The sequence below is a fragment of the Caballeronia sp. INDeC2 genome, from assembly GCF_023631325.1.
Taxonomy (GTDB): domain Bacteria; phylum Pseudomonadota; class Gammaproteobacteria; order Burkholderiales; family Burkholderiaceae; genus Caballeronia.
In genome coordinates, this window is the sequence record NZ_JALQDG010000033.1 from 1 (window position 1) to 26,246 (window position 26,246).

26 protein-coding genes and 2 pseudogenes are annotated in these 26,246 nt (G+C 63.6%); 16 read left to right on the forward strand and 12 right to left on the reverse strand.

The genetic code is table 11. From position 1 onward, the window contains the following. Positions 1 to 136 precede the first annotated feature (136 nt). From NCS28_RS21920 to NCS28_RS21930, 3 genes are read right to left on the reverse strand one after another with little or no spacing between them, the layout of a single operon-like run. Positions 137 to 724 (reverse strand): flavin reductase family protein, encoded by a 588-nt coding sequence (locus NCS28_RS21920; RefSeq protein ID WP_250515879.1) that lies wholly within the window; start codon positions 722 to 724, stop codon positions 137 to 139. 1 nt (position 725) lies between these two features. Continuing rightward, positions 726 to 1,430 carry a GntR family transcriptional regulator gene (locus tag NCS28_RS21925; protein ID WP_250515880.1) on the reverse strand — a complete coding sequence of 235 codons (705 nt, stop codon included), beginning with the start codon at positions 1,428 to 1,430 and terminating at the stop codon, positions 726 to 728. Next, positions 1,427 to 2,344 carry a polysaccharide deacetylase family protein gene (locus NCS28_RS21930; protein WP_250515881.1) on the reverse strand — a complete coding sequence of 306 codons (918 nt, stop codon included), beginning with the start codon at positions 2,342 to 2,344 and terminating at the stop codon, positions 1,427 to 1,429. The genes NCS28_RS21925 and NCS28_RS21930 overlap by 4 nt, the downstream gene beginning before the upstream one ends. A 271-nt stretch (positions 2,345 to 2,615) precedes the next feature. On the opposite strand from NCS28_RS21930, the gene NCS28_RS21935 reads away from it, so the two are divergent. The 4 genes from NCS28_RS21935 to NCS28_RS21950 are packed head-to-tail and all read left to right on the forward strand — an operon-like array spanning position 2,616 to position 6,827. Beyond that, positions 2,616 to 3,671, forward strand: a complete 1,056-nt coding sequence (locus NCS28_RS21935; protein ID WP_250515882.1) for an ABC transporter ATP-binding protein — start codon at positions 2,616 to 2,618, stop codon at positions 3,669 to 3,671. Positions 3,672 to 3,708: 37 nt separating this feature from the next. Then, positions 3,709 to 4,998, forward strand: a complete 1,290-nt coding sequence (locus tag NCS28_RS21940) for an ABC transporter substrate-binding protein (protein WP_250515883.1) — start codon at positions 3,709 to 3,711, stop codon at positions 4,996 to 4,998. Between the two features lie 16 nt (positions 4,999 to 5,014). After that, positions 5,015 to 5,929 carry an ABC transporter permease gene (locus NCS28_RS21945; protein ID WP_250515884.1) on the forward strand — a complete coding sequence of 305 codons (915 nt, stop codon included), beginning with the start codon at positions 5,015 to 5,017 and terminating at the stop codon, positions 5,927 to 5,929. A gap of 1 nt (position 5,930) precedes the next feature. Beyond that, complete coding sequence (locus tag NCS28_RS21950) at positions 5,931 to 6,827, forward strand: ABC transporter permease (protein WP_250515885.1); 897 nt, start codon at positions 5,931 to 5,933, stop codon at positions 6,825 to 6,827. A gap of 6 nt (positions 6,828 to 6,833) precedes the next feature. Here NCS28_RS21950 and NCS28_RS21955 read toward each other — a convergent pair whose 3' ends face one another. From NCS28_RS21955 to NCS28_RS21975, 5 genes are all read right to left on the reverse strand, one after another. Next, positions 6,834 to 7,526 carry a TetR family transcriptional regulator gene (locus NCS28_RS21955; RefSeq protein WP_250515886.1) on the reverse strand — a complete coding sequence of 231 codons (693 nt, stop codon included), beginning with the start codon at positions 7,524 to 7,526 and terminating at the stop codon, positions 6,834 to 6,836. A gap of 64 nt (positions 7,527 to 7,590) precedes the next feature. Next, positions 7,591 to 8,508 (reverse strand): ABC transporter permease, encoded by a 918-nt coding sequence (locus NCS28_RS21960; RefSeq protein ID WP_250515887.1) that lies wholly within the window; start codon positions 8,506 to 8,508, stop codon positions 7,591 to 7,593. Next, positions 8,505 to 9,623, reverse strand: coding sequence for an ABC transporter permease (locus NCS28_RS21965; protein ID WP_250515888.1), 1,119 nt, complete (start codon positions 9,621 to 9,623; stop codon positions 8,505 to 8,507). The genes NCS28_RS21960 and NCS28_RS21965 overlap by 4 nt, the downstream gene beginning before the upstream one ends. Then, a complete protein-coding gene (locus NCS28_RS21970) occupies positions 9,620 to 11,191 on the reverse strand; it encodes an ABC transporter ATP-binding protein (protein ID WP_250515889.1) in 1,572 nt (523 codons plus the stop codon). Before NCS28_RS21970 ends, NCS28_RS21965 begins: the two co-directional genes overlap by 4 nt. After that, positions 11,188 to 12,213 (reverse strand): BMP family protein, encoded by a 1,026-nt coding sequence (locus NCS28_RS21975; protein ID WP_250515890.1) that lies wholly within the window; start codon positions 12,211 to 12,213, stop codon positions 11,188 to 11,190. The genes NCS28_RS21970 and NCS28_RS21975 overlap by 4 nt, the downstream gene beginning before the upstream one ends. Positions 12,214 to 12,410: 197 nt before the next feature. Here NCS28_RS21975 and NCS28_RS21980 point away from each other — a divergent pair, with 197 nt between their 5' ends. Genes NCS28_RS21980 through hpxZ form a run of 5 tightly spaced genes read left to right on the forward strand, consistent with a single transcriptional unit; the run spans position 12,411 to position 16,366 of the window. Then, on the forward strand, positions 12,411 to 13,217 hold the full coding sequence (locus NCS28_RS21980; RefSeq protein ID WP_250515891.1) for a cysteine hydrolase family protein: 807 nt from the start codon (positions 12,411 to 12,413) through the stop codon (positions 13,215 to 13,217). Next, the gene (locus tag NCS28_RS21985) at positions 13,214 to 14,365 is read left to right on the forward strand and encodes an amidase (protein WP_250515892.1); all 1,152 of its coding nucleotides are present in this window, start codon (positions 13,214 to 13,216) and stop codon (positions 14,363 to 14,365) included. Before NCS28_RS21980 ends, NCS28_RS21985 begins: the two co-directional genes overlap by 4 nt. Positions 14,366 to 14,376: 11 nt before the next feature. Then, positions 14,377 to 14,568, forward strand: a complete 192-nt coding sequence (locus tag NCS28_RS21990) for a DUF4089 domain-containing protein (RefSeq protein WP_250515893.1) — start codon at positions 14,377 to 14,379, stop codon at positions 14,566 to 14,568. Further along, positions 14,565 to 15,989: an AtzE family amidohydrolase gene (locus NCS28_RS21995; protein WP_250515894.1), complete on the forward strand. Its 1,425-nt coding sequence runs from the start codon at positions 14,565 to 14,567 to the stop codon at positions 15,987 to 15,989. Before NCS28_RS21990 ends, NCS28_RS21995 begins: the two co-directional genes overlap by 4 nt. Next, positions 15,986 to 16,366 (forward strand): oxalurate catabolism protein HpxZ, encoded by a 381-nt coding sequence (hpxZ, locus tag NCS28_RS22000; protein ID WP_250515895.1) that lies wholly within the window; start codon positions 15,986 to 15,988, stop codon positions 16,364 to 16,366. Before NCS28_RS21995 ends, hpxZ begins: the two co-directional genes overlap by 4 nt. A gap of 58 nt (positions 16,367 to 16,424) precedes the next feature. Here the strand turns inward: hpxZ and NCS28_RS22005 are convergent, their stop codons facing one another. After that, positions 16,425 to 17,144, reverse strand: a complete 720-nt coding sequence (locus NCS28_RS22005) for a TetR/AcrR family transcriptional regulator (RefSeq protein WP_250515896.1) — start codon at positions 17,142 to 17,144, stop codon at positions 16,425 to 16,427. A gap of 174 nt (positions 17,145 to 17,318) precedes the next feature. Between NCS28_RS22005 and NCS28_RS22010 the strand changes: the two genes are divergently transcribed. The 5 genes from NCS28_RS22010 (at position 17,319) to NCS28_RS22030 (ending at position 23,310) form a co-directional block, all read left to right on the forward strand. After that, positions 17,319 to 18,167 (forward strand): fumarylacetoacetate hydrolase family protein, encoded by an 849-nt coding sequence (locus NCS28_RS22010; protein WP_250515897.1) that lies wholly within the window; start codon positions 17,319 to 17,321, stop codon positions 18,165 to 18,167. A gap of 66 nt (positions 18,168 to 18,233) precedes the next feature. Continuing rightward, complete coding sequence (locus tag NCS28_RS22015) at positions 18,234 to 19,172, forward strand: VOC family protein (protein ID WP_250515898.1); 939 nt, start codon at positions 18,234 to 18,236, stop codon at positions 19,170 to 19,172. 89 nt (positions 19,173 to 19,261) lie between these two features. Continuing rightward, a complete protein-coding gene (gene mhpA, locus NCS28_RS22020) occupies positions 19,262 to 20,878 on the forward strand; it encodes a bifunctional 3-(3-hydroxy-phenyl)propionate/3-hydroxycinnamic acid hydroxylase MhpA (RefSeq protein WP_250515899.1) in 1,617 nt (538 codons plus the stop codon). A gap of 23 nt (positions 20,879 to 20,901) precedes the next feature. Further along, positions 20,902 to 22,002: a porin gene (locus NCS28_RS22025; protein WP_250515900.1), complete on the forward strand. Its 1,101-nt coding sequence runs from the start codon at positions 20,902 to 20,904 to the stop codon at positions 22,000 to 22,002. A gap of 54 nt (positions 22,003 to 22,056) precedes the next feature. Continuing rightward, entirely contained in the window at positions 22,057 to 23,310 is a 1,254-nt protein-coding gene (locus NCS28_RS22030) for an MFS transporter (RefSeq protein WP_250515901.1), read from the forward strand. A gap of 61 nt (positions 23,311 to 23,371) precedes the next feature. On the opposite strand, the pseudogene NCS28_RS22035 reads toward NCS28_RS22030, so the two are convergent. The 3 genes and pseudogenes from NCS28_RS22035 to NCS28_RS22045 all read right to left on the reverse strand — a co-directional run. Further along, positions 23,372 to 23,669, reverse strand: a pseudogene (locus tag NCS28_RS22035) (helix-turn-helix transcriptional regulator); the annotation flags it as partial. A gap of 113 nt (positions 23,670 to 23,782) precedes the next feature. Next, complete coding sequence (locus NCS28_RS22040; RefSeq protein WP_250515902.1) at positions 23,783 to 23,926, reverse strand: hypothetical protein; 144 nt, start codon at positions 23,924 to 23,926, stop codon at positions 23,783 to 23,785. After that, complete coding sequence (locus tag NCS28_RS22045) at positions 23,905 to 24,927, reverse strand: FAD-dependent monooxygenase (protein WP_250515903.1); 1,023 nt, start codon at positions 24,925 to 24,927, stop codon at positions 23,905 to 23,907. Before NCS28_RS22045 ends, NCS28_RS22040 begins: the two co-directional genes overlap by 22 nt. Positions 24,928 to 25,028: 101 nt before the next feature. On the opposite strand from NCS28_RS22045, the pseudogene NCS28_RS22050 reads away from it, so the two are divergent. Then, positions 25,029 to 25,279 (forward strand): annotated as a pseudogene (locus NCS28_RS22050) (methyl-accepting chemotaxis protein); the annotation flags it as partial. A 106-nt stretch (positions 25,280 to 25,385) separates the two neighbouring features. Then, positions 25,386 to 26,177, forward strand: a complete 792-nt coding sequence (locus tag NCS28_RS22055; protein WP_250515904.1) for an EAL domain-containing protein — start codon at positions 25,386 to 25,388, stop codon at positions 26,175 to 26,177. The last annotated feature ends 69 nt before the right edge of the window (positions 26,178 to 26,246 follow it).

Genomic DNA, 26,246 nt, shown 5'->3' on the forward strand with positions numbered 1-26,246 from the left:
GGGGTTTTTGGTTTTTGGGGTGTGGGGGGGGGGGGGGGTGGTGGGGGGGGGGGGGGGGGGGGGGGGGGGGGGGGGGGGGTGTGGGGGGGGGGGGGGGGGGGGGGGGCCCCCCCCCCCCCCCGCCTCTCCCACCCCATCACATCCGAAACCGGTCTCGCGTCGTCACGTAATCGCTCGCTCCGAATCGCCCTACCGGAAAGTAATGCTCCAGGCGCACGCGCCATGTGTCGATATCGATGAGCTCGTCACGCGCATGCAGCATCAGCACGCGGCCGATGAAGATGTGGCGGCTTGCCGTTTCGAGCGTCTCCCACAACGCGCACTCGAACGCCACGGGCGCCTCGGCGATGCGCGGCGGCTTCACGCGCGTCGAGGCGAGCGCGGTGAATCCGACTTCGTCGAGCTCGGAGACATCCGCGTCGAAGCGCTCGCCGCAGCGATGCATCTGCTGCGCGATGGCTTCATCGGCGAGATGCACGACGAACTCCTTTTCGCGCGGAACATTCACCGCCGTGTCCTTCAACGTGCCGTCCGCCAGCCGGTTGATGCTGATCATGACGATGGGCGGCTCTTCGCCCAGCATGTTGAACATCGAGAACGGCGCGGCGTTCACGGTGCCGTCCACGCCGAGCGTGGTGACGAGCGCGATGGGCCGCGGCACGATGAGACTCGCCATCAGCTTGTAACGCTGGTACTCGGTGATCGCTTCGAAATCGATTTCCATGTCACTCCACTGCGGTTCGTTGCGCGGGATCGATGCCGAGCAGTTGCGCGAGGCCCTTTGCGCCCGGCATGCGCGATGTTTCGATGCGCGCCTCGAGGCTCTGCAGATGCGCCGTCATATGCGCGATCGCGCCCGCGGCATCGCGCGCTTCGAGACAATCGAGGATGGCGGTGTGCTCGTCGTGCTCGCACGGCGCGTTGCCGACAGGCTCGTAAGCGCCGACGATCAGCGAGCAGCGCGAGATCAGTTCGCCGAGATAGCGTTCGAGGATCGCATTGCCCGAGAGCGCCGCGATACGCAGATGAAACGCGCTCGCAAGCCGCGCCCACGATGGCTGGTCGAAGCGATGCATCGCCTCGTGTTCTTCGTCGAGCTGTGCGCGCAATATGGCGATATCGGCGGGGCTCGCACGCTCCGCCGCGAGTTCGACGAGCCCGCGCTCCACCGACCGCCGCGCCTCGAAGATCGCGCGCGTCTCCTCGCGCGTCGGCTGCGCGATCACCGCGCCCTTGTTCGGACGCAGCACGACAATGCCGTCGTACGCGAGCTTTTCCAGCGCGCGCCGCACGACCGCGCGGCCCACGCCGAACAGCGCGCATAGCTCCGGCTCGGGCAGTTTCGTGCCGGGCGTAAGCCTGCGATTCAGCACGCCTTCGAAGATCGACCGATATATGCGAGCGTCCGCGCTCTCGTGCCCGCTCTTCATGCGGCCTGCGCCGGCATGGGCACGGCTTCTTCGACATGACGCGCAATCGCACCGGGCGTCGCGAGCCAGATGTCCTCGCGCGCCGCCGCGATATGCGCGAGCGCACGCCGCAAATGCCGCAGCCGGTACGGCTGCCCGACGATATACGGATGCAGCGCGATGCCCATCACGAGCGCCTGCGGCGTGCGCGCGCGCAGCGTCTGTTCGAGCATCTCGTCGAACTGATCGACGATCATGTCCGCGAAGTCGCGCATGTCCATGTGACGCGCCATGATCATCGGCAGGTCGTTCAGCTCTTGCGGATAGGGAATCGACCAGAGCGGGCCGCCGCGCGTGTTCATGCGCACGGGCCGGTCGTCGTGACACCAGTTGAGCGTGTAGCGAAAACCCGCTTCGGCGAGCAGATCCGGCGTGCGATGCGATTCGGAGATCCACGGCGAGAGCCATCCCGAAGGCGCTGCGCCGGAACGTTCGAGCATGCGCGCGCGGCAGTGCGCGAGCAGCGCGCGTTCGCCGTCTTCGTCGAGATCGCTTTGACGCTGGGCGTTCGTGTGACCATGCGCGATGAGTTCGTCGCCACGCGCGGCGCATGCTTCGACGAGCGCGGGACAGTGATCGTAGAGCGACGTATTGATGAGCGTGCCCGCGGGCAGATCGAGCGCATCGAACAGTTCGATGCAGCGCCACGCGCCCACGCGATTGCCGTACTCGCGCCAACTGTAATTGAGCACGTCGGGATGCGGCGACAGCGGCCCGAGCGCCGCGCCCAGCCCTGCGCCGAACGCGAAGTGTTCGAGGTTGAAGCCGAGATAGACCGCGAGGCCCGCGCCGTTCGGCCATCGATAACCATCGCTTTCGTGTATCGGCCGATAGTCGAAGCGTCCATGCGTCTTCAACGGAGCGAAGTCGTTCATTGTCGAATGTGATGAACCGGTTTGGTTAGGTCATGCCCCAAGGCGGACGTGATCCGCACCTCGATTGCACACGTCAGGCATTCGCGGATGCCGACGATCGAGGTCCGCGATCGTGTGCAATATGCGCGCCAATTCGTCGACACCTGTTGTCAGCGCACGTTGCAGCGTTGGTCGTCGCCCGTATCGACCGTGACGCCGGACACCAATGGCATATGTCTTGCAATGGCTTGCCCGCTGCATTCCATCAGCGTCTTCAACAGGACAAGCCTTCATGGTTCAACCGGCATCCACGGTGGTTCGAGCGAGCCCCGCCGATATCGAGCTCGTGCATGTTTCGAAGCGCTATGGCGATGCGCTCGCCGTCGACGCCATCGACCTGCGCATTCCCGGCGGCGCGTACTGCTGTCTGCTCGGGCCTTCCGGTTGCGGCAAGACGTCGACCTTGCGCATGATCGCGGGCCACGAGTGGGTATCAGAAGGCGATGTGCTGATCGGCGGGCGCAACGTCACGCGCGAACAGCCGGTCGCGCGCGGCACGGCGATGGTGTTTCAGAGCTACGCGCTCTTCCCGCATCTCTCGGCGCTCGACAACGTCGCGTTCAGCCTCAAGGTGCGCGGCGTCGCGAAGGAAGCGCGACGGACGCGCGCGGGCGAACTGCTGGAACTCGTCGCGATGTCGGCCTACGCGAATCGCAAGCCCGCGCAACTGTCCGGCGGGCAGCAGCAGCGCGTGGCGCTTGCGCGCGCCCTGCTCAACGAGCCACGCTGCCTCTTGCTCGACGAGCCTCTCTCCGCACTCGATCCGTTTCTGCGCGTGCAGATGCGCGCCGAGCTCAAGCGCTGGCAGAAGGAACTCGGCATCACCTTCGTGCATGTCACGCATTCGCAGGAGGAAGCGATGGCGCTCGCGGATCTCGTCGTCGTGATGAGTCACGGTCATATCGAGCAGAGCGGCACGCCTTTCGACGTGTTCAACCGGCCGCGCACGGAATTCGTCGCGCGCTTTCTGGGGGGTCATAACGTGCTCGGCTCGAACGGGCGGCTCTTCACGGTGCGCGCGGATCATCTGCGCATCGCGCCGCAGGGCGTCGCGCCCGGCACGAGCGCGGGCGAAGGCGGCCTGCTGCGCATCGGCGGACTCGCATGCACGGTGCGCGAAGCCGAATATCAAGGCACGCATCTGCGCATGACGCTCGATCCGCTCGACGGCTCTCCCGAGCTCGTCTCGATGATCAGCGACGCCGACTACGACGCGCAACGCGCCGGCCCCGGCGCGCGCGTGACGGTGTGGTGGGACGAACAGAACGCGCATCCGCTCGCCGCGTGAAATCAGGCATTCACAACTTTAAATTCGAGGAGAGTCCATGAACGACGAACAAGCCAACGCACGCGAAGCAGACACCACGAACGCAGGCATGTCACGCCGCACGTTCATCAAGGGCGCGGTAGCGGCGGCGGGCATCGCCGGGTTTCCGTATGTGCACGCGCAGGAGAAGATCACGCTGCGCTATCTCGGCACCGCGGTGAACCAGAGCGCGGAGATCGCGAAGAAGTTCAAGGAAGATACGGGCATCGAGATTCAATACATTCCCGTCACGACCGACGATGTGACCAAGCGCATCATCACGCAGCCCAATTCGTTCGATATCGTCGACACCGAATACTTCTCGCTCAAGAAGCTGATTCCGGCGGGCACGCTCGCGGGCATGGACGCGAAGCGCATCAAGCTCGCGGACAAGATCACGCCCGTCTTGACCCAAGGCGAGGTGAACGGCAAGAAGATCGGCGATCAGGGCACGGCGCCGAAGAAGGTGATGTTCCTCAAGGGCGCGCGCTCGACCGAGTTCAGCACGACACCGACCGAATGGATGACGCTCATCCCCACGACGTATAACGCGGACACGCTCGGCATCCGCCCCGATCTGATCTCACGGCCTGTGACGACATGGGCGGACCTGCTCGATCCGCAGTTCAAGGGCAAGGCGGCGCTGCTCAACATTCCGGCCATCGGCATCATGGATGCGGCGATGGCGATCGAGGCGACCGGTCACGTCAAGTACGGCGACAAGGGCAACATGACGAAGGCGGAGATCGATCAGACCATCAAGGTGCTGATCGAAGCGAAGCGCGCCGGACAGTTCCGCGCGTTCTGGCGCGACTTCAACGAGAGCGTGAACCTGATGGCCTCGGGTGAAGTGGTGATCCAGTCGATGTGGTCGCCCGCCGTCACCAAGGTCCGCACGATGGGCATCGCGTGCAAGTTCCAGCCGCTCAAGGAAGGCTATCGCTCGTGGGCCTCGGGCTTCGGTTTTCCCCGCTCGCTGCAAGGCAAGAAGCTCGATGCCGCGTATGAATTCGTCAACTGGTTCCAGGACGGCTGGGCAGGCGCGTATCTGATGCGTCAGGGCTATTACCCCGGCGTGACCGAAACGGCCAAGTCACACATGCAGGCCTACGAGTGGGACTACTGGATGGAAGGCAAGCCCGCCGCGCAGGACATCAAGGCGCCCGACGGCCAGTTGCTCGAAAAGGCCGGCACCGTGCGCGACGGCGGATCGTACAACCAGCGCATGGGCGCGATCGCCTGCTGGAACGCGGTGATGGACGAGAACATCTACATGGTCCAGAAATGGAACGAGTTCATCGCCGCATAACGGAGCGCCGCTCACGATGGCTTCGGTCGAATATCTCCAGCCGGCGAAGCAAACGCCGGTGCGTCACCGTCGCGTGAGTGCGTGGCTGCAAGCGACGCCGCTCACGCTGACCTTCCTGCTGTTCTTCATCGTGCCGCTCGTGATCACGCTGATCGTGAGCTTCTGGGACTTCAACGAATATCAGATCATCCCGGCCTTCACGCTGAAGAACTACGCGGCGATCTTCGACGGCTGCGGTTCCTTCACGGACGTCTGCGTGACCTTCAAGACGTACTGGTCGACGCTCAGGTTCTGCGCGATCGTGTGGGCGGTGACGCTCGCGCTCGGCTTCACGATCGCGTATTTCCTCGCCTTTCACGTGCGCACGACCGCAATGCAGACCGTGCTGTTCCTCGTCTGCACCATTCCGTTCTGGACCTCGAACGTGATCCGCATGATCTCGTGGATTCCGCTTCTCGGGCGCAACGGACTCGTGAATCAGGCGCTGATGTCGGCGCATCTCGTCGACCGGCCGATCGAATGGCTGCTGTACTCGAACTTCTCGGTCGTGCTCGCGTTCGTGCATCTCTACACGTTCTTCATGATCGTGCCGATCTTCAACGCGATGATGCGCATCGATCGTGCTTTGCTCGAAGCCGCGCGCGATGCCGGCGCGAGCGGCTGGCAAGTGATTCGCGACGTGGTGTTGCCGCTATCGAAGACGGGCATCGTGATCGGCTCGATCTTCGTCGTGACCATCGTGATGGGCGACTTCCTCACCGTGGGCGTGATGGGCGGACAGCAGATCGCGTCGGTCGGCAAGATCATTCAGGTGCAGACCGGCTATCTGCAGTTTCCCGCCGCGGCGGCCAACGCGATCATCCTGCTCGCCGTCGTGCTGATGATCGTGTGGGCGCTCACGCGCGTCGTCGATATTAGAAAGGAGCTGTGACATGGCGGGTGCAATCGCGCATCGCGAACATCGGCCCGCGAGCTTCTACTGGCTCGCGCTCGTCTTCGCCCTCTTCGTGCTGTTCCTGTACGGACCGGTCATCACGATCTTCATCTTGTCATTCCAGGGTCCGGAAGGCGGTCTCACCTTCCCGATGCGCGGCGTCTCCCTGCACTGGTTCGCCGTCTTGCGCGACGGCGTCGGCGATATCGACATCTGGGCCGCGTTCGGACGCTCCGTGAAGCTCGCGCTCACGGTGACGGTTTTGACCGTGCTGTTCTCGCTAAGCGCGGGCCTTGCGTTCAGGCGGCGCTTTCGCGGCGATACGGCCGTGTTCTATGTCTCCGTGGCGAGCCTCATCATGCCGTCGATCATCGTGTCGCTCGGTATCGGCCTCACCTTTCGTCTGCTCGACACGCTCATCAAATATCTGGCGAACGAATGGGGCTTCCAGTCGTTCGCGGATGGCTGGACCACGTCGATGGGTCTCTTCACTTCGGCGCTCGGCGCGCATCTCACGTGGACGCTGCCGTTCGGCTTGCTCGTGATGTTCGCGGTCTTCAACCGTTTCAATCCGGCGTACGAGGAAGCGGCGCGCGATCTCGGCGCTTCGCCGTGGCAGTCGTTCAAGCATGTGGTGCTGCCGATCATCGGGCCTTCCGTGATCGGTGTAGGCATGTTCGGCTTCACGCTGTCGTGGGATGAAATCGCGCGAACGTCGCAGGCGATCGGCGATCAGAACACGCTGCCGCTCGAATTGCAGGGCTTGACGACATCGGTGACGACGCCCGTCATCTACGCGCTCGGCACGATGACCACGCTGATGTCGCTTGCGGTGATGGTCGGCGGCTTGTTGATCGTGAGATCGATTGCCAGGCGTCGAAAGCTCGCCGACTGAAGCGCCCTACGTCAGTTCGAGCACGCGCTCTCCGGCGAGAAACGCGCGCACCAGTTCATGCGCCTGCGTCTTGTGCGCGGCCTGCCATGAGGGCGAGAGCATGTCGGTATCGAACATCCGCGAGATCGTGTACGCGTTCGACTTGTGAAAATAGGCGAGGCTCACGAGCGTCACGTACAAATGCAGCGGATCGATGCCGCGACGCAAGGTGCCTGCGGTCTCGCCGCGCCGGATCAGCGTGCGCAGCTTGTCGAGCACGGGCGACGACATCGCCTGGATCACTTTCGAGCGCTTCAGAAAGCGCGCGCGATTCAGGTTCTCCCATGACAGCAGACACAGCAATTCCGGATGCGCCGAGAAATGGCCTTCGGTGAAGTCGTAGAGTTGTAGAATGCCGGCCGCGGGATCGACGGTGCGCACGTCGAGCGTCACCGCGAGTTCCGCTTCGCGCAGCCGCGCGAGCACATGTTCGAGCACTTCGACATACAGCGCTTCCTTGCCGCCGAAGTAGTGATAGATCATGCGGATATTCACCTTCGCGCGGCTCGCGATCGTCTCGACGCGCGCGCCGCTGAAGCCCTTGTCCGCGAACTCGCGGATCGCGATCCTGAAGATGCGCTCGCGCGTTTTCGCGGCGAGCTGCTGGCGGCGCGTGGGTTCGTCTTTCTTGTTCTTCGCGGAAACAGCGGTACGTGGCATGAATTCGATCGATGAGTTGAACGCGGCGCGACGAACACGATGGTACTCCGTCGCACCGCCGCCGCTAGCGTTTGAAGGGCTGCGTGAGCGCGGGCGGCGCGGTCTGCCGGCCGATCAGGCCCGCTACCGCGATCAGCGCGAGCAAGTACGGCAGCATGATGAGCAACGCCGTCGGCACGTGCAGGCCGAACATCGGCAACTGAAACTGCATGGCGGTGGCCGCGCCGAACAGCAGACATGCGAGCGCCGTGCGGCCGATCTTCCAGTTGCCGAAGATGATCGCCGCAATCGCGAGATAACCCGTGCCGTTGGTCATGCCTTCGGTAAACGTATGAATATCGCCGATGGAAATGAAGCATCCCGCCGCCGCCGACATCACGCCCGAGAACAGCACCGCGCCGTAGCGAATGCGCGCGACGGGCAGCCCCGACTGATCGACCGCGCGCGGCGCGACGCCCGTTGCATGCAGCGCGACGCCGAGCGCCGTGCGGCGCATGACGACCGATGTAGCGAGCAGCACCGCGAGCCCCGCATAGAGCAGCCACACTTGCCCGAATACCGGTTCGCCGATCAGCGGCAATGTGCCGAGCACGGGCGGCGACCAGTGCGCGAGTCCCGGAATCGCGGCGCTCGATCGTTCGCCGAAGATCTCGCGATAAGCGAGCGTCGTGCCGCCGAGCGCGAGAATATTGATGCCGATGCCCGTCACGATCTGGTTCGCGCGCAAGGTCACGCTCAGGAACGCTTGCAGCAGCGCGAGCGGAATCACGCCGAGCATGCCGCACAAGAGGCCGATCGTCGGATTGCCGGTGAGCCACGAAAACGTCGCGCCGAGAAACGCGCCGGTGAGCATCATGCCTTCGACGCTCATGTTGAGCACGCCCGCGCGCTCGCTCACGAGCTCGCCGGTTGCGGCAAGCATCATCGGCGCGCAAAGGCGGATCGATGCGCCCGCGAAGACCGCGAGAAGTTCGAGATTCATCGCCGTGCTTCTCCCTTATCGAGCCACAACGCGCCGCCCGCCAGCGCGATCGTGACGATGCCCTGCACGATCAGCACGAGCGCCGACGGCACCTGTGCGACCATCTCCATGTTGATTCCGCCCGAGCGCAGAAAGCCGAACAGCAGCGCCGCGGCGAACACGCCGGTGATCGACCCGCGCGCGAGCAGGCCGACGACGAGCCCATCGAAACCATAGCCCGACGAGAAGCCCGCCTTGAGCGAGTATTGATCGCCTTGCAGCATCAGCGCGCCGGCGAGTCCGCTGAACGCGCCCGCGAGCGCGAGCGCGCCGACCAGCGACGACGTGATCGGCAAGCCAGCGCGTTTCGCAGCCATGGCATTCAGCCCGGCGGCGCGCAGCGCGAGACCGAAGCGCGTGCGCGCGAGCAGGATCGCGGATGCAACCGCGAGCACGATCGTCACCGGCAAGCCGATGTTCAGATTCATGCCGCTCGCGGCGAGGATCGCGGGCAGCTTGGTCGGATCGGCGATTTCGAGCGACTCGGGCAAGGTGGCGCCGGTCGTCATCGGCTGGCGCAGCAGCGCTTCACTTTGCACGCACCAATAAAGCAGCCACACCGCGATGAACGAGAGCAGCAACGTGCTGATGACTTCGTTGGTGCCGGCCTTCGCCTTCAGCACGCCGGGCACGCCGCCCCATACCGCGCCCGCCGCGGCCGCGCACAGCATCGGCACGATGAACGACATACCGAAGGGCAGATGCGCGCAACCGCCGTAGAGACTCATCGCGGTCGCGACGATGCCGCCGATCGCGAGCTGCCCTTCTCCGCCGACATTCGTGAGCTTCGCGCGGTTCGCGACGACGAAACCCGTGCCGACGAGCGCGAACGCAAGGGCGCGATTGACCGACGCGCCGATTGCGTAAGGCGAGCCCCATGCGCCATCGGCGAAGGCGGCGAGCGCTTCGGCGATGGAAACGTGCATCAGCGCGATCAAGGCGAGCGCGGCGAGCATCGCGAACGCGACGGCCGCCCCTATCACGCATGCCACGCGCAATTGCGGCCAGCGCGCGCGCAGGCGTTGCGTGCGATGCGCGGACGCGAGCGGTGTTTGCAGCTTCATATGCGGATTCATGCAGTGTCTCCCGAGCCCGCCATCCACGCGCCGATACGTCCGCGATTGCTCGCATCGGGCGTGCATGCGCCCATGATGCGGCCGCGATACAGCACGACGATGCGATCGGCGACGCTCATCAGCTCGTCGAGTTCGGAGGAAATAAGCAGCACGCCCACGCCGCGATCACGCGCCGCGCGGATGTGCGAATACACGGCGGCGACCGCGCCGACATCGAGACCGCGAGTCGGCTGCGCGGCGAGCAGAAAGATCAGCGGATCGAGCGTGAGTTCGCGCGCGAGCACGGCCTTTTGCTGATTGCCGCCCGACAGGCCGCCGAAGAGCGCATCGGGGCCGCTCGCGCGCACGTCGAAACGCTGCATCAGTTCGAGCGCGGCGGCGCGCATCGCACGGCGCTTCAGAAAGCCGCCGCGCGTGTAGCGGTCGAGATGATTGAGCAGCAGATTGTCGGCGAGGCTCATGCCGGTCACGCAGCCGACCGCATGCCGGTCTTCCGGCACGATGCCCACGCCCGCTTGCGTGAGTTCGCGCGGGCTTGCCTGAGTCATGTCGCGCCCCGCGATGAAAAAGCGCCCCGCCGATGCGCTCGCCATGCCCGCGAGCACCGCGCCGAGTTCGCTCTGACCATTGCCCTCCACACCCGCGATGCCGACGATCTCGCCGCGATTCACGACGAGCGTGCAGTCTCTGAGCCGCGCGACGCCTTCGGCATCGTTCGCGCTGAGGCCGTCGATCTGCAGCACTTCGTCCTGCAACGGGCGCGAGTATGGCGAGGCGCTATTCACGAGCGACAGGCGGCCGGCGAGATCGTCGGGCGTATCGTCGCCTTCGCGATGGATCATCGCGTGCACGAGCCTGTCGATCTCGGTCGCGGGCGAGGCCGAGCGCGCCACCACGCGGCCCGATTGCAGCACGGTCGCATGCGTGGCGATGCGGCTGATCTCCTTCAGCTTGTGCGTGACGAGCACCACCGCGCAGCCGCGCGAGGCCACGCGCTCGCAGGTGCCGAGCAGCGCATCGATCTCGGCGGGCAGGAGCACGGCGGTCGGTTCATCGAGCAGCAGAAGACGCGGCTCGCGCATCAGGCACTTCACGATCTCCACGCGCTGCCGCTCGCCGACGGAAAGATCCGCGACCTTCGCTTCGAGCGCCAGCTCAAGTCCGACGCTTGCGAGCACATTGCGCACGCGTTCGGCTTCACGCTGCCGATGAAGCCATCCACGCGCTTGTCCGAGCAGCAGATTGTCGAGCACGCTGGCATCGTCGACGAGACTGAAATGCTGATGCACCATCGCGATGCCGTGCGCAAGCGCCTCGCGCGGATTGCGCGGACGATACGGCGTGCCGTTCACGCGCATGGCGCCGGAATCCGGCTGATGCACGCCGAAGATCACATTGCATAGCGTCGATTTGCCCGCGCCGTTTTCGCCGAGCAGGCAATGCACGTCGCCGGCCATCAGATCGAGCGATACGCCTTCGAGCGCGGTGAACGTGCCGAAGCGCTTGCCGATGTCCGTGAGCGAGAGGATCGGCGCGGCATCGGACGAAGGAGAAGGCAGCGTGCTCATCCCTCCGACACCTTGATCTTGCCGCTCAGGATGTCGTCTTCGATCTGCTTGAGCTTCGCGTCCATCGCGGGCGTCGACTTGCAGACGACCATGCCCGACGCCTTCGGTCCCATCGCGAGGCCGAACGCCTTGTAGCCGGGCTGCCACTGTCCCTTCTCCAGTTGCTCGATCGCGTATTGCGCCTGATAGCCCACGCCCGTGATGCTGTATGCGATATAGAGCGGATCACTTCCGCAGCGGTCCGTATAGCTGCCGATGATATGCGTGTTCTTTTCCTTCGCCGCCTGTTCGAGCCCGCGCAAGCCGAGGTTCAGGATGTGATAGTGCACGTCGGCGCCCTGCGCGATGGCCGCCGCCGTTGCTTCGCGCGACTTCGCGACGTTGTCGAAGTCGCCGGTATAACTCTCGAAGTACTTGACCTTCGGATTGATGTAACGCGCGCCGTTGCCGAACTCCTTGCCCGCGTTGACGATCGACGGAATCTCCATGCCGCCGACATAACTCACCGCGCCGTTCTTCGACAGCATCGCGGCCGCCGCCCCCGCGACGAACGCGATCTCGGCCTGCTTCACGTCATAGCCCGCGACGTTCGGCGGCATGTTCTCGCCCTTGTTGCCGCCGACGACGGAGAACTTCACGTTCGGAAAACGCTTCGCGATCTTCAGCACGGCCGCCTGTGTCTGTCCGCCGATGCCGATCACGAGCTGATTCTTCGTCGCGAGATTGGTGAGCGCCTGCTCCATGTCCGCGTAGTTGATGTTCTCGATGATCTGCGTCTTGAGCTTCGGTCCGAACTCCTTCTGCGCGGCGAGCACGCCGTCGTAGCCCGATTCCATCCAGCCCTTGTCCGTCTTCGAGCCGGGAATCAGCACGCCGACGCGCATCGCGTCATCGGCGGCGTGCGCATCGGAGAGAAAAAACGCGGGCGCGGCGAGCGCGACGACACCGGCCGACACGACGAGGCGCGACGTTAGACGACGGCGCAATTTTTCGCGGGAAGCCTGCTGCAAGCTGAACATCACTGGCACTCCTTTTGCGTTGACTTTCGGTAAGTAGGTTATTCATGACTGAAACGCTCATTGCAACTTCGATGCCAATGCGCCTTCAGTGCGATGAAGAACCGCTTCCTCGATGCCACGCAGAACGCCATCTGACGACGCGGTTGCACCGCGTCTCCGATGCACGCGCGCCTCACTGATCCAACGCTTCGGAGAACCCGATGGACCACGCTTCAAACCCAGAGCCGACCAAGCCCGGCGGCCCGCTCGGCGCCTTCGCGCAGACCCGTTGGCATGCGACCGATGCGCTCGTCGACATGGCCGTGCAAGCGCCCGCGCCGCGCATCGCGATACTCGATTCCGCGCCGCAGAAAGTGCGCTTAGACATCGAAAAATCGGCGCTCGTCATCATCGACATGCAGAACGACTTCTGCACCAAAGGCGGGTGGGTGGACCATATCGGGGGCGATTACGGTGCGGACCGCGCGCCGATTGCACCACTGCAGCGCCTGCTGCCGATCGCGCGAGAGAGCGGCGTGCCGGTGATCTGGGTGAACTGGGGCAACCGGCCGGATCTCGCCAACATGCCGCCGAACCAGCTTCATCTGTACAAGCCGAAGGGCACGGGCATCGGCCTCGGCGAGCCGTTGCCGGAACACGGCGCGCGCGTGCTGGAGAAAGATTCGTGGGCCGCAGCCGTCGTCGATGAACTGAAGATCGAGCCGCAGGACATTCGCGTGGACAAGTACCGCATCAGCGGTTTCTGGGACACGCCGCTCGACAGCATCCTGCGCAATCTCGGCGCGCGCACGCTCTTCTTCGCGGGCGTGAACACCGATCAATGCGTGATGCACACGCTCACCGACGCCAACTTCCTCGGCTACGGCTGCGTGATGCTGACCGACTGCTGCGCGACGTCATCGCCCGCGTTCTGCACCGAGGCGAGCGTCTGGAACGTGAAGAAATGCTATGGCTTCGTCGCGGACTCGCTGCAGTTCGCCGATGCGTTGAGGGGAACGGACCGATGAGCGCCTTCGTTCCCGGCACGCGCGTGCAAGTCGCCGCGACTTCGGGCGGTCCGCTCGATGGTCTGCGCTTTGCCGTCAAGGATCTGATCGACGTGGCCGGCGTCACGACGGGCGGCGGCAATCCCGACTGGCTCGCCACGCACGAACCCGCTGCACGCCATGCGGCTTGTGTCGCTAAACTGCTCGCCGCCGGCGCGAGCGTGGACGGCAAGACCATCACCGATGAGCTCGCCTATAGCCTCGAAGGCGTGAACGCGCATTACGGCACGCCGCTCAATCCGCGCTGGCCGCGCGCGTTGCCGGGCGGATCGTCGAGCGGCTCGGCATCGGCGGTTGCGAATGGCGACGTCGACTTCGCGCTCGGCACGGACACCGGCGGCTCCGTGCGCGTGCCCGCCGCGTTCTGCGGCCTGTGGGGCATCCGTCCGACGCACGACGACGCCGCGCTCGACGGCGTGCTGCCCTTCGCGCCCGGCTTCGATACGGTCGGCTTGTTCGCGCGTTCGGGCGAGATGCTCGCGCGCGTGGCCGACGTATTGCTCGATGACGTCGCCGCGCTCGACGTGCCCGCATCGTTCGTGCTCTTCAAGGAAGCATTCGATACGCGTGCGGCCCACGAGCCGGACGATGCGCAACGCCTGCGTGAGCTGTCGACGACGCATGACGAGATCGAGATCTTCGGAGGCGATCGCACGCGCTGGCTGCACGTCTATCAGCACTTGCAGGACGATGCCATTCGCGCCTCGCTCGGCGCGTGGATCGATGCGCATGCGCCGCGCTTCGGCGCGGACATCGCCACGCGTTTCGCGCGGATGAAGTCGCTCGACGATACGGAAGTCGAACGCTGCCGCGCGATGCGCACGACACTCGCCGTTCGCGTAGAAAGCATCGTGAACCAAGCACTGATCGTGCTTCCGACGACACCACGCGCGCTGCTCGACAAGCACGAATCGCCTGACGGCATCGGCGCTTTCTATCGCGATGCGCTCACGATGAACGCGGTCGCCGCGCTCGCGGGCTTGCCGCAAGTCACGGTGCCTGTCGTGAACGAACCCGGCAGGCCGCTCGCGCTGTCGCTCATCGGTCCGCGCGGCAGCGATCGCGCGCTGATCGCCCGCGTGCGTCGACTCCTTCCCACTGTTTCATGAGCATGAACGCCATGTCCTCTCCCATCGACGCCACGCTCGACGCCTATGCCGACGCCGCGCTCGCGTTGCATTTTCCGTCGCTTTCCGACGAAGCCGCCGCGCGCGTGAAAGCGCAATTCGCGCGCATCGTGCAACTCGCCGCGCCCGTGCTCGCTTATCCCGTCGATGCAAACGACGAACCCGCGCCGGTGTATCGCCCATGACGACATCGAACCATTTCCCTTATGGCGCCCTCGCCATCGCGCGCGCTTATGCCGACGGCGACTTCAGCGCGCGCGAACTGATCGAAGCGACGCTTGCGCGCATCGATGCATACGATGCGCGGGTCAACGCGTTCACTGCCGTCACACGCGAACGCGCGCTCGCCGAAGCGGACGCGCTCGATACCCGCCGCGCGCGTCGCGACACGTTGCCGCCGCTCGCGGGCGTTCCGTTCGCTGCGAAGAATCTCTTCGATATCGAGGGCATCGCGACGATCGCGGGCTCGCGCGTGCTAGCGGATGCGCCGGCCGCCGTCCGCGATGCGACGCTCGTGACGCGTCTCATCGACCAAGGCGCGATCTTGATCGGCGCGCTCAACATGGACGAGTTCGCCTATGGCTTCACCACCGAGAATCATCATGCGGGGCCGTGCCGCAATCCGCACGATCCGACGCGCTCGGCGGGCGGATCGTCGGGCGGCAGCGCAGCCGCTGTCGCGGCGGGCTTCGTCCCCGTCACGCTCGGCACCGACACGAACGGGTCGGTGCGCGTGCCCGCGTCGCTGTGCGGCGTGTTCGGCGTGAAGCCGACTTATGGACGTCTGTCGCGCCACGGCACTTATCCGTTCGTCGCGAGCCTGGATCACATGGGCGCCTTCGCGCGTAGCGTCGACGACCTCGCGGCAATCTACGACGCATTGCAGTTCGCCGATCCGCTCGATCCTGCATGCGCGCAGCGGGCTTTCGAATCCGCGCATACGAAGCACGGCGCATTGCGCGTCGCGCGGCTGGGCGGCTATTTCGACGAACACGCGAACGACGACGCGCGTCACGCATCGCATGCGGCGGCCGAGGCGCTCGGCGCGTCGGAGACCGTCGAGTATCCGGATGCCGATGCCGCGCGCGGTGCGGCGTTTCTCATCACGGCGGCCGAGGGCGGTCAACTGCATATGGCGAACCTGCGCGCGCGTTACGACGAACGCGAACCGTTGTCGCGCGATCGTCTGATCGCGGGCGCGCTGTTGCCCGCGGCGTGGATCGTGCAGGCGCAGCGCGTGCGCGCTGCGTTACGGACGCGCGTGCTCGAACTGTTCGAACGTTACGACGTGCTCATCGCGCCGGCCACGCCGATGGTCGCGCCGCGCATCGGCGACGAGTTCATGGACATCGACGGCGAGCGGCTTGCTGTGCGGCCGAATCTGGGTCTGTTGACTCAGCCGGTGTCGTGCCTCGGACTGCCGGTCGTCGCCGCGCCGATGCGCACGCGAAGCGGCTTGCCGATCGCCGTGCAACTGATCGCGCCGCCATGGCGCGAGGATCTCGCGTTCGAAGCGGCGCGCAGGCTGGAGACGGCGCAGGTCGCGTATTGCCCGCCGCCGCCGGTGTTCGACGAGGCGGTTCTTTCCCCGGGGGCGGACGCATGAACGAGATCAATCGGCCCGACGTGCTCGCCGAAGTCGATGCGGCCTTCGACGCGTACGAGCAAGCGCTCGTCACCAACGACGTCGCCGTGCTCGACACGCTGTTCTTCGACTCGCCGCATACCTTGCGCTACGGTGCGACGGAAAACCTCTACGGCTACGATGCGATCCGCGCGTTTCGCGCTGCGCGGCCGGGTAAAGGACTTGCGCGGGAGATTACGGCGCGTGTCGTGACGACATACGGCGAGGCGTTCGCCGTTGCTAATATCGAGTTCCGGCGCGATGGCGAGCCGCGCATTGGCAGACAGAGTCAGACGTGGGTGAAGATGAGGGAGGGTTGGCGCGTGGTGAGCGCGCATGTAAGTTGGATGGGAGCGTAGGCGCTGGGCTGTATGGAGCGGCCGTTCGCTTGCGCCGCGGCATCACACTGGCTCGGCGCTAACTCGCCCCGTCACGATGCAGACCGTCGTCTTCGTCTGCCAATGCATCGACCCGCTCGAAGATGGCGCCACGTGGCGCGGAAGGATCGGTGATCGGCGCATAGGCAAGTTTTCGGGCTTCCTTCGCGCCGATGCCAAAGGCGCGCATGAGCGCGTACATCGATTGCTCGGCGTAGTCGACAGGCGCGTCGCCGGATAAAAGCGTTTCGATGCCGTACATGATCGAGCCGAGAGCGATATCGCGCGCGACAACCACATCCGCGACGTCGAATCGACCGGCATCCAGCGCCATCTGCAGATCTCGCATGAGGTATTCGTCGAGCAAGCGGCCTCGCGATCCACGTTTCGTGCCCACTCGCGTGATGAACGCGCCCCACAGCGGATAACGTGCCGCCATGCCCATATAGAGGCGCGAACCCACTACCACGCGCTGCGCCGGATCGTCGATCGCGCGCACGAGCGGATCGATGACCGCGAGCACTTCGTCGCTGCTCTCGCCCGCCACCGCCGACAGCAGTTCCGCGGTCGTGCGGAAGTAGTTGTAGAACGTCCCGCGCGCGACGCCCGCCGCAGCGATGAAATCGTCGATGGTCGGAGCATCTGCGCCCTTCTCCGCAAAAACCGCCAGCGCGCTTTCGATCAGACGAATGCGTGTCTTTTCGCGCCGCAATGCACCCACGCGCGTCCGATGATTCTCGCTCGATTCTGTCACTTCCATTGGCTATCCCGTTGATCCGGTTTGATTTTAGCAGCATGCACTGTGCGGGTTTGTCCTGAGCGAATTCAAGTTGACGAGTTTGTCAATTTGCATAGAATTGGAACTGACAAATTCGTCAATACGAGATTCAGCACACCCTGAGGCGCTTCGTCTTCGGGGTCACAGGAGGCAGAAATGAGGTTCGTCAGTTTCGAAAAGGATGGCCGTGCAACCCTCGGCGTTCGCGAAGGCGATTACGTGCGCATCGTCGGCGGCGAGCCGCTGGAATCGCTGCTCGCGCGCGGCGTCCGGCTCGATGAATACGCCAAGACCAACGCGACGGAGGACAAAGTTCCTGCCGCCGGCCTGAAGTACCTTCCGCCGCTGCAAAAACCGCCGAAGATCGTTTGCGTGGGTCTGAACTACGCCGACCACACGAAGGAAAGCAAGTACGAGCAACCCGACTATCCGACTCTGTTCCTGCGCGTCAATACGAGCCTCGTCGCGCACGATCAGCCGATGATTCGTCCGGGCGTCGCCGATTCCGAAGGGCTCGATTACGAAGGCGAAGTCGCGGTCGTGCTGGGCACGGGCGGCCGTCATATCTCGAAGGAGAACGCGCTTTCGCACGTCGCGGGCTATGCGCTCTTCAACGACGGTTCTGTGCGCGAGTATCAGTTCAAGACGCCGCAGTGGACCGTCGGCAAAAACTTCGACGGCACAGGCGCGTTCGGTCCCGATCTCGTGACCGCCGACGAACTGCCGGTCGGGGCGAAAGGTCTGCTGCTGGAAACGCGGGTGAACGGTGAAGTGGTTCAGTCGGCCAGCACCGACGACATGGTCTTCGACGTCGCGACGCTCATCAGCGTGATCAGCGAAGCCATCACGCTCGAACCGGGCGACGTGATCGTGACCGGCACGCCCTCGGGCATCGGCTGGGCGCGCACGCCGCGGCTTCTGATGAAAGCCGGCGACGTTTGCGAAGTGTCGGTGGAGAAGATCGGCACGCTGCGCAATGTCATCGCCGACGAAGCCGCGCGCTAATTCCTACTCGCGAAGCCGGCCGCAGAGCCGGCGCTTATCGAATATACCGAACATGGAGACGCGGTCATGAGCGACCCCAACGTAGCATCCGCATGCGCGAGTGTTCACTCGATCGATCACTTCGCGCTCAACGTTCCCTCGCTTGCCGATGCCGAGCGTTTCTTCAGCGCGTTCGGTCTCGATGTGGCAGCGACCGCCGAGGAACTCGAGTTGCGCGCAGCCGATGGACATCGTTGGGCGCGCATCCTTCCCGCATCGAGCAAGTCGCTGGCGTATTTGAGTTTCAACTGCTTCGAAGCGGATTTCACAGCGATCCGCGAACAGGTGAAGGCGACAGGCGCGGACGTGGTTGCATCACCCGATGAAGGCTTCTGGTTCCACGATCCCGACGGCAATCTGATCCAGGTGAAGATCGGCCCCAAGACGACGCCGTTCGGCAAGGCACCGTGCGTCGTCGCATCGAGCAATGCGGACGAGCGCGGCGCGCACATGCGCTCGGAAGCGAAGACCGTGCGTCCGCGACGTCTCTCTCATGTGTTGCTGTTTTCGCCGGACGTTCTCGGCGCGCTCGATTTCTACGGCAAGGCGCTCGGCCTGCGCCTGTCGGACAAGTCGCTCGACATCATCGCGTTCACGCATGCGCCGCACGGCAGCGACCATCATCTGGTTGCTTTCGCCAAGAGCAGCGCGCGCGGCTGGCACCACGCGGCGTGGGACGTCGATACCGTGAACCTCGTCGGTCAAGGCGCGTCGCAAATGGCCGCGGCCGGCTTTACGAAAGGCTGGGGTACCGGCAGGCACGTTCTGGGCTCGAACTACTTCCACTATGTGCAGGACCCGTGGGGCTCGTTCTGCGAGTACTCCGCCGATATCGACTTCGTGTCCGCAGGGCAGGCGTGGCCCGCTGGCGACTTCGCGCCGGAAGACTCGCTGTATCTCTGGGGTCCGCCGGTTCCCGACGACTTCATCCACAACACCGAAGCCGGCGTCGTCCTGAAAGACTGATCGCTTCACACCCCTTGCATCGATTCGATGGCAGCCGGTTCATCCGGCGCCAGGGCACAACTCGCTCTTTTTTCAGCAGGTGAACCGAAATGACAGATCAAACCATTCTCGACGTCGCGATCGTTGGATACGGACCGGTCGGGCAATCTCTATCGATATTGCTTGGAGAACGCGGCTATAACGTCGCGGTCTTCGATCGCTGGCCTTCGCTGTATCCGCTTCCGCGTGCCGTTTTCCACGACCATGAGATCCGTCGCGTATTCCATGCGATGGACATTGGAGAAGACGTCGAGCGCATCTCGCAACCGTCGTCCAAGTATCAGTGGTTCAACGCGGACTGGAAAACGCTCGTCGAGATCGACTGGTCGGCGGAATCGATCAGCGATGGACCGGTCGGTTATCTCTTCAATCAACCGTCGCTCGAAGCGCTCCTCGACAGGAAAGCGAAGTCGCTTACCAACGTTTCCGTGCAACAAGGCTGGGAAGCAACCGATTTGCGCCAGTTGCCCGACTGCTGCGAATTGACTTTGCGTCGCGGCGTAATGAACGGCGCGATTTGGGAGCCGACCGGCGAGACACAGACGGTGCGCGCGCGATACGTCGTCGGCGCGGACGGCGCGAACAGCTTCGTGCGCAAGTCGCAGAACATCGAGTTCGATGATCTCGGCTTCCAGGAAGACTGGCTCGTCATCGATCTGAAGCCTAACGATGGCGTGAAGCTCGACGTGCCCGACATCGGCCAGTGGTGCAACCCGGCGCGCCCGACGACGATGGTGCCGGGCGGTCCTGGCTTTCGTCGCTGGGAGTTCATGCGTCTGCCGCACGAATCGATCGAAGACCTGCAAAAGCCTGAGAAGGTGTGGGAACTGCTGTCGCCCTGGGTCACGCCGGAGAACGCGACGCTCGTGCGCTTCGCCGTCTACAAGTTCCGCTCGCTGATCGCAAGAAACTGGCATAACGGGCGCGTGGTGCTCGCGGGCGACGCTGCCCATCAGATGCCGCCGTTCATGGGCCAGGGCATGTGCTCAGGCATTCGGGACGCATGGAATCTCGCCTGGCGCTTCGACCTTATCCTCAAGGGCATTGCATCGGACCGTGTGCTCGAAGGCTATACGCCCGAGCGTCGTCCGCAAGTGCGCGCCGTGATCGATGCATCCATCGCTATGGGACAGGTCGTTTGCATCTCCGACAAGGAAGAAGCGGCTCGACGCGACGAGGCGTATCTCGCAGGCGACGTACCTCCGCTGCCGCCGTTCCCGGGTCTCACCGACGGCCTGATCTGCAAGGACCCGGCGTTCGCTTGCGAGAGCGTGGCCGGACTGCTGAGCGTGCATGGCCAGATAAAGAACCTGGGCGATGCATCCCGTTACGACGACGCGGTGCCCAACGGCTTTCACGTCGTCACGCTCGATACGCACCCGAACCGGTATCTCGACGCGCAAGGCAAGGCCGCTCTCGCTGCCATCGGCGGGCGCTCGATCGGCATCACGACCGACGAGGACAAAGTCGTCAAGGATCGCGTGCTGCTCGACGTCAGCGGCAAGTACAAGCAGTTCTTCGACGAGCACGGCGTCAAAGCCATCGTCGTGCGGCCGGACTTCTACATCTTCGGTGGCGTGAAGACGCTCGACCAACTTCCGACGTTGTTGAGCGATCTCGTGTCGCGCCTTTCGATCGACGAACACACGGAAGCGGTCGTCCTCTGACTTCAAACAAAAAGGAAAAGAGCATGAGGAAGACACTATGCGCGCTGGCCGTGGCATGCGCGCTCACTACGCACGCACAAGCGCAAAGCAGCGTGACGCTGTTCGGTATTCTCGACGTGGGCGTGAGCTATGTGAGCAACGAAAACGGCAGCCACAACTTCAAAGCCGACGATTCGATCTGGACGCCGAGCATCTGGGGTATGCGTGGCGTCGAAGATCTCGGCGGCGGCTACAAGACGCTCTTCGAGCTTGCCTCGCAGTTCTCGGTGAACAGCGGCGCGGGGATTCCGGGACCTAGTGCCGACTTCAACCGGCAGGCTTTCGTCGGTCTGTCGAAGGACGACATCGGGCGCATCACCTTCGGCCAGCAATACAACCTGATGGCCGACTTCCTCTTCTTTCCGCCCGCGAGACTGGATGGCGCGTTCACCTACGGCGGCCTTTACAACATGCGTCAGGGGCCGTTCGCCGCGCTCGGCATTCCACAGAATCCGACCGGCTCGTTCGACTTCGACCAGACCGGCGGTACGTCGCGCGTGTCGAACTCGATCAAGGTCGTATCCGCCGCCTTCGCAGGCTTGAGACTCGGCGCACTGTACGGCTTCGGCAACACGCCCGGCTCGTTCTCCGCGAACAACACGATCGGCTTCGGCGTGAACTATGCGATCGGCGGCTTCGGTATCGCGGCCGCGTACAACGAAACCCGGTATGCGGCGCTGAACGACGGCCACGACGGCATCCGCAATTTCGGAGGCGGACTGAGTCAGACCATCGGCGACGTGTATCTCAACGCGCTCTACACCAACACGCGCAATACGCTGACGGGCGGCGTCGTGCAAGCAGTTCAGGTCGGCGGCCTGTACACGTTCATGCCGGATATCCGGTTCGGCGCGAACTATCAATACATGAAGGGCAACGCGCAACTGAGCCACAACAGGGCGCAGCAAGTCACGAGTGTCGCTCAGTATCTTCTTTCCAAGCGCACTACGTTGTACGCCGAAGCGGTCTGCCAGTGGACCGGCGGCGACGTCGAAGGCGGGCACAACGCCTGGATCAACGGTGCGAGTCAATCGAGCACCACGCATCAGGTCATTGGCCGCCTCGGCCTGCAGACTATTTTCTGACATGAATCGAACGTCGCATCCGACGACGGCGCAAACGATCTGGAGATCGAAAACATGGAACACGTCAACGCTTCAAAGTGGGATGTCGCCTACGAGTGGAAAGCCGTGGCGTTGCTGTCGCTGGGCTTCGGACTGGTCGGTATAGACCGGTTCATGATCATGCCGCTCTTTCCCGTCATGATGACGGATCTGCATCTCGACTATCAGGACCTCGGGCACATCACCGGCGCGCTTGCCGTCGCGTGGGGCATCTCGGCGATGTTCATGGGCAACCTCTCCGACCGCGTGGGCCACCGCAAGGTCATCATTCCGGCGATCATCGTGTTTTCGTTGCTTGCGGGGTTGAGCGGTCTTGCAACCGGCGTCGGCTCGTTGATCCTGATCCGCGCCGTGATGGGTTTCGCCGAAGGCGCCTACACGCCTGCGAGCATCATCGCGACGCTCGATGCATCGAAGCCGGCGCGTCACGGCCGCAATATCGGCATTCAGCAGATGGCGCTGCCGCTCTTTGGTTTAGGTATCGCGCCGATCCTCGTCACGCAGTTGCTGAAAGTGCTGCCGTGGCACTGGATCTTCGCGGTGGTGTCGATTCCTGGTTTGCTGGTGGCTTACCTGATGTTCAAGGTGTTGCGCAACACGCAAGCTTCGTCCGCTGCGCAGCATACTGCGACGCGCGATGTCACCGCCCACAAGTGGACCGACGTCTTTCGCTACCGCAACATAACGTTGAACATCGTCGGCATGTTGTGCTGGCTGACGTGTCTCGTCGTGCTGAGCGCGCTTTTCCCCAGTTACCTGATCGACTATCTGCACCTGAGCATGCAGCAGATGGGTTACGTGCTTTCCGCGATCGGCTTCGGCGGCACGCTCGGCACGCTCGTGATGCCCGCGCTCTCCGACAAGCTCGGCAGGAAACCGGTCATGATCTTCTCGGTAATCGGCGCAGCCGTCTTCCTGTTTCTTCTCATGCGGACCGGCGCGAGCCCGACTTTGCTCTTCACCTACCTGACGCTCGCGCTTCTCTTCGTCTTCAGCATGATCACGCTGACCGTAGGACCCTTGAGCGCGGAATCGGTGCCGGCGAAGCTAATGTCGACGGCTTCGGGACTGGTGGTCGGCATCGGCGAGGTATTTGGTGGTGGATTCGCCCCGGCGATCGCGGGTTACATCGCAAAGCATTTCGGCATTCAGTACATCATGCACCTCGGATTGGCCGCGCTTGCGATCGGGTTTGTCGTGACGCTCAGTCTGAAGGAAACGGCACCCTCTCGAACGCGCGTGCAGGCGCCTGCCGTCGCATTGGACTAGTTGACCCCTGGCGGGGCGGACCACGTGACCCTGAGCGCGGGCGCCCCGACACCATCGACGCTCAATGCGACGACACACAAACCGCGCTCACATCCGCATCCCCATCCGGCACTGCAAACATTCGCTTCATCCGCAAAATCTCCTGCGAAGGCGTGCCCCAAAGAGCCGCTTGAACTCCCGGCTGAATTGCGAGGACTTTCATATCCGACCTGTGCGCTCGCCGCTGCCGCAGTCATGCCTTATCTCGCCATCAATAGATGCGCGTGTTGAAGCCGCGTCGATTTGAGGTACAGCAAGGGCGATGTATTCGTCGTAGCTCTGAAATGCGCATGGAACGAAGAAACGCTCATCCGCGCTTCCGGACACTGATGGCCGGGCTCGCCTGAGCTTGCGTCCGGCAATCGACTCAGTGGGTGATTTTCTGACCCAGAATGGCGCGCGGTGAAAATCGGCGCCTGGCGAGCCGCAGTCTTCAGCCTCTCTGCGGACCGATCCTATCGGCCAGCAAATCCGTCAGATCGATCCCGTTCTTCGCCTCGTCCAGTTGCTCGTCGGGCACCGGTCCTTCGCGTTCGAGATCGACAAGCGCCTGATTCAGATCGACATACGGCCGCATGCGCACTTCATAAGCCGCGAAAGCACCCGCGAGATCTTGCGGGTGACGCACGAGTTCATGCGCAAGGACGAACGCGCCGACAAGCCCAAGGCTCGTGCCCTGCCCCGACACGGCGATGCACAGTGTGCCGCATCGCCCGCCAACACGACACGTCCTTGCGACCACGCAGGCATGTGTATCTGCGCAAGTTCGTTGTAGTAGAACTGGTCTGTGCTCTTCATCGCATCGAGGAACCGGGGGAAGTCGCCCTTCAGATGCGCGCAACTCTTCGACACGGCGAGCTTCTGCGCATCGATATCGCTTCGGGACAACGGCGGCTCGGGCGCCTCGAATCCCACGCCAATGCGCAATTCGCGCTTGTCCCGGCTCGGGTAGATGACATAGCCGATATCGTTCATGCGATGCCCTATCTGCCAGTCATCGAGCCCGATGAAATTGGGCGTCGAAAATAGCGCAAGCACCACGCCCATAGGGAATACGACATCCGCCTCAGCGTTGAACACTTGCTTACGGACGTTCGAGTAGACGCCATCGGCGCCCATCAAGAGATCGAACGATCGGTCCGAACCGCTTTCGAATGCGACAGCGACACCGTCCGCGCGTTGATCGATAGCGCGAATGCTGTCCCCGTAGATGAGTTCGACATCCTCGCTCAATGCGTTGATCAGCAATTCGCACAGGTCGTCGCGAAAGATCTCGATGTCGTCGCTGTCGAGGCGGCCGGCACTATACGTGCGTTCTTCCGTCCGATGGATCTCATTGCCTTCGGCGTCGAGCATCGACATGCCTTTGAGCCGCGTGCGCAAGGTGCGGGCGTCATCGATCAGGTCCATCGCCGCGACGACATGCAACGCAACGCCACGGATATCGACCGCCTGACCGCCGCGCCGGAATCCATCGGAGCGTTCCACGAGCGTGACGGCAACACCCGCACGATCCAGCCAGAAGGCAAGGGCCAGGCCAGTGACGCCGGCGCCGGAGATGAGAGCGTTTCGAATCATTGCCAATCTCCTGCCGATTTCATAGGTTCGAAGCAACGCGCGCAATCGTTGCAATACAAATGCGTGCATGGGGAAAGTCAAAGCATCATAGACCCTGCCTTGCGGACACGACGATGTCCGAAGTCCTGCACGCGGTAATGAAAGTGCGCGACATCATGAACGAAATCGCGGCGGCGTCGAATGAACAGAGTCGCCGCATCGAGCATTTGAGTCAGGCGATCGCGCAGATGGATCCGGTGACGCAGCAGAACGCGGCGCTCGTCGAGGAAGACGCGGCGGCATCGCAATCGCTCGACGATCAGGGACGCCGTCGACCGAGGCCGTGTCGTTTTTCCGGCTCGCGACGCATTGATGAACATGAGCCGTTCTCGCTGCGCTCAAGATCCGAACGCGTCGTCCGTTAAACAAGAGCAAGTCCGCAGAACACATTCCCTCGTTGCACTGATCGAGCACAACGCATGACGAAGACGTCCGACGCCAGCATCCCCGAAATTTCCGCCGTGAAGAGTGGTTGCGCGGGTTGCAGAAACGATTCAGCCACGCCATTCGAGTTCGCGTTTGCCTTTCAGCCGATCGTCGATATGGCCGCCGGCCGCGCATACGCGCACGAGGCGCTCGTGCGCGGTCCGAACGGCGAGTCGGCGGGATCGGTGCTCGCGCAGGTCGACGCGACCAATCGCTATCACTTCGACCAGCGCTGCCGGACGACCGCGATCGCCCAGGCCGCCGCGCTGAAGATGGACGGGCTTCTGTCCATCAACTTCATGCCGAACGCCGTCTACCGGCCGGAAGCCTGTATCCGCAGCACGCTCGAGGCGGCCGAGCGCTACGGCTTTCCCATCGAGAGGATCATCTTCGAGACGGTCGAGGGCGAGAACATCATCAGCCGGCCGCATCTGGTCGACATATTTCGCGCGTACAAGCGCTTTGGCTTCCAGACCGCCATCGACGATTTCGGCGCGGGATACTCCGGACTGACGCTGCTGGCGGACTTTCAGCCCGATCTGATCAAGCTCGACATGGAACTGGTGCGGGGAATCGATACGGATTTCGTGCGCCAGCGGATCGTGTGCGGGGTGCTTTCCATCTGCCGTGATTTGGGTATCCGGGTGATTGCCGAAGGGATCGAAACGCGCGGGGAGCGCGATTTCTTCGCGGCAAACGGCGTGACTCTGATGCAGGGCTATCTTCTGGCGAGACCTGCATTCAAGGCGATTCCCGAGATCGATCCGGCTGCGCTCGCGGGTTGAGTTGCGCAACCTTCCCGGCCAACCAGCGCCTGGCATTCGGAATTTTGAATGCATTGTCCTCGTGGATGC

Coding starts and splice junctions, on each gene's coding strand:
- NCS28_RS22010 (WP_250515897.1), top strand. CDS start 17,319: ATGAGGTTCGTCAGTTTCGAAAAGGATGGCCGTGCAACCCTCGGCGTT.
- NCS28_RS22025 (WP_250515900.1), top strand. CDS start 20,902: ATGAGGAAGACACTATGCGCGCTGGCCGTGGCATGCGCGCTCACTACG.
- NCS28_RS21990 (WP_250515893.1), top strand. CDS start 14,377: ATGTCCTCTCCCATCGACGCCACGCTCGACGCCTATGCCGACGCCGCG.
- hpxZ (WP_250515895.1), top strand. CDS start 15,986: ATGAACGAGATCAATCGGCCCGACGTGCTCGCCGAAGTCGATGCGGCC.
- NCS28_RS21930 (WP_250515881.1), bottom strand. CDS start 2,344: ATGAACGACTTCGCTCCGTTGAAGACGCATGGACGCTTCGACTATCGG.
- NCS28_RS21940 (WP_250515883.1), top strand. CDS start 3,709: ATGAACGACGAACAAGCCAACGCACGCGAAGCAGACACCACGAACGCA.
- NCS28_RS21965 (WP_250515888.1), bottom strand. CDS start 9,623: ATGAATCCGCATATGAAGCTGCAAACACCGCTCGCGTCCGCGCATCGC.
- NCS28_RS22015 (WP_250515898.1), top strand. CDS start 18,234: ATGAGCGACCCCAACGTAGCATCCGCATGCGCGAGTGTTCACTCGATC.
- NCS28_RS21985 (WP_250515892.1), top strand. CDS start 13,214: ATGAGCGCCTTCGTTCCCGGCACGCGCGTGCAAGTCGCCGCGACTTCG.
- NCS28_RS22040 (WP_250515902.1), bottom strand. CDS start 23,926: ATGCGGCCGTATGTCGATCTGAATCAGGCGCTTGTCGATCTCGAACGC.
- NCS28_RS21945 (WP_250515884.1), top strand. CDS start 5,015: ATGGCTTCGGTCGAATATCTCCAGCCGGCGAAGCAAACGCCGGTGCGT.
- NCS28_RS21995 (WP_250515894.1), top strand. CDS start 14,565: ATGACGACATCGAACCATTTCCCTTATGGCGCCCTCGCCATCGCGCGC.
- mhpA (WP_250515899.1), top strand. CDS start 19,262: ATGACAGATCAAACCATTCTCGACGTCGCGATCGTTGGATACGGACCG.
- NCS28_RS21970 (WP_250515889.1), bottom strand. CDS start 11,191: ATGAGCACGCTGCCTTCTCCTTCGTCCGATGCCGCGCCGATCCTCTCG.
- NCS28_RS22045 (WP_250515903.1), bottom strand. CDS start 24,927: ATGATTCGAAACGCTCTCATCTCCGGCGCCGGCGTCACTGGCCTGGCC.
- NCS28_RS21960 (WP_250515887.1), bottom strand. CDS start 8,508: ATGAATCTCGAACTTCTCGCGGTCTTCGCGGGCGCATCGATCCGCCTT.
- NCS28_RS21955 (WP_250515886.1), bottom strand. CDS start 7,526: ATGCCACGTACCGCTGTTTCCGCGAAGAACAAGAAAGACGAACCCACG.
- NCS28_RS22030 (WP_250515901.1), top strand. CDS start 22,057: ATGGAACACGTCAACGCTTCAAAGTGGGATGTCGCCTACGAGTGGAAA.
- NCS28_RS21935 (WP_250515882.1), top strand. CDS start 2,616: ATGGTTCAACCGGCATCCACGGTGGTTCGAGCGAGCCCCGCCGATATC.
- NCS28_RS21925 (WP_250515880.1), bottom strand. CDS start 1,430: ATGAAGAGCGGGCACGAGAGCGCGGACGCTCGCATATATCGGTCGATC.
- NCS28_RS21920 (WP_250515879.1), bottom strand. CDS start 724: ATGGAAATCGATTTCGAAGCGATCACCGAGTACCAGCGTTACAAGCTG.
- NCS28_RS22005 (WP_250515896.1), bottom strand. CDS start 17,144: ATGGAAGTGACAGAATCGAGCGAGAATCATCGGACGCGCGTGGGTGCA.
- NCS28_RS21950 (WP_250515885.1), top strand. CDS start 5,931: ATGGCGGGTGCAATCGCGCATCGCGAACATCGGCCCGCGAGCTTCTAC.
- NCS28_RS21980 (WP_250515891.1), top strand. CDS start 12,411: ATGGACCACGCTTCAAACCCAGAGCCGACCAAGCCCGGCGGCCCGCTC.
- NCS28_RS22055 (WP_250515904.1), top strand. CDS start 25,386: ATGACGAAGACGTCCGACGCCAGCATCCCCGAAATTTCCGCCGTGAAG.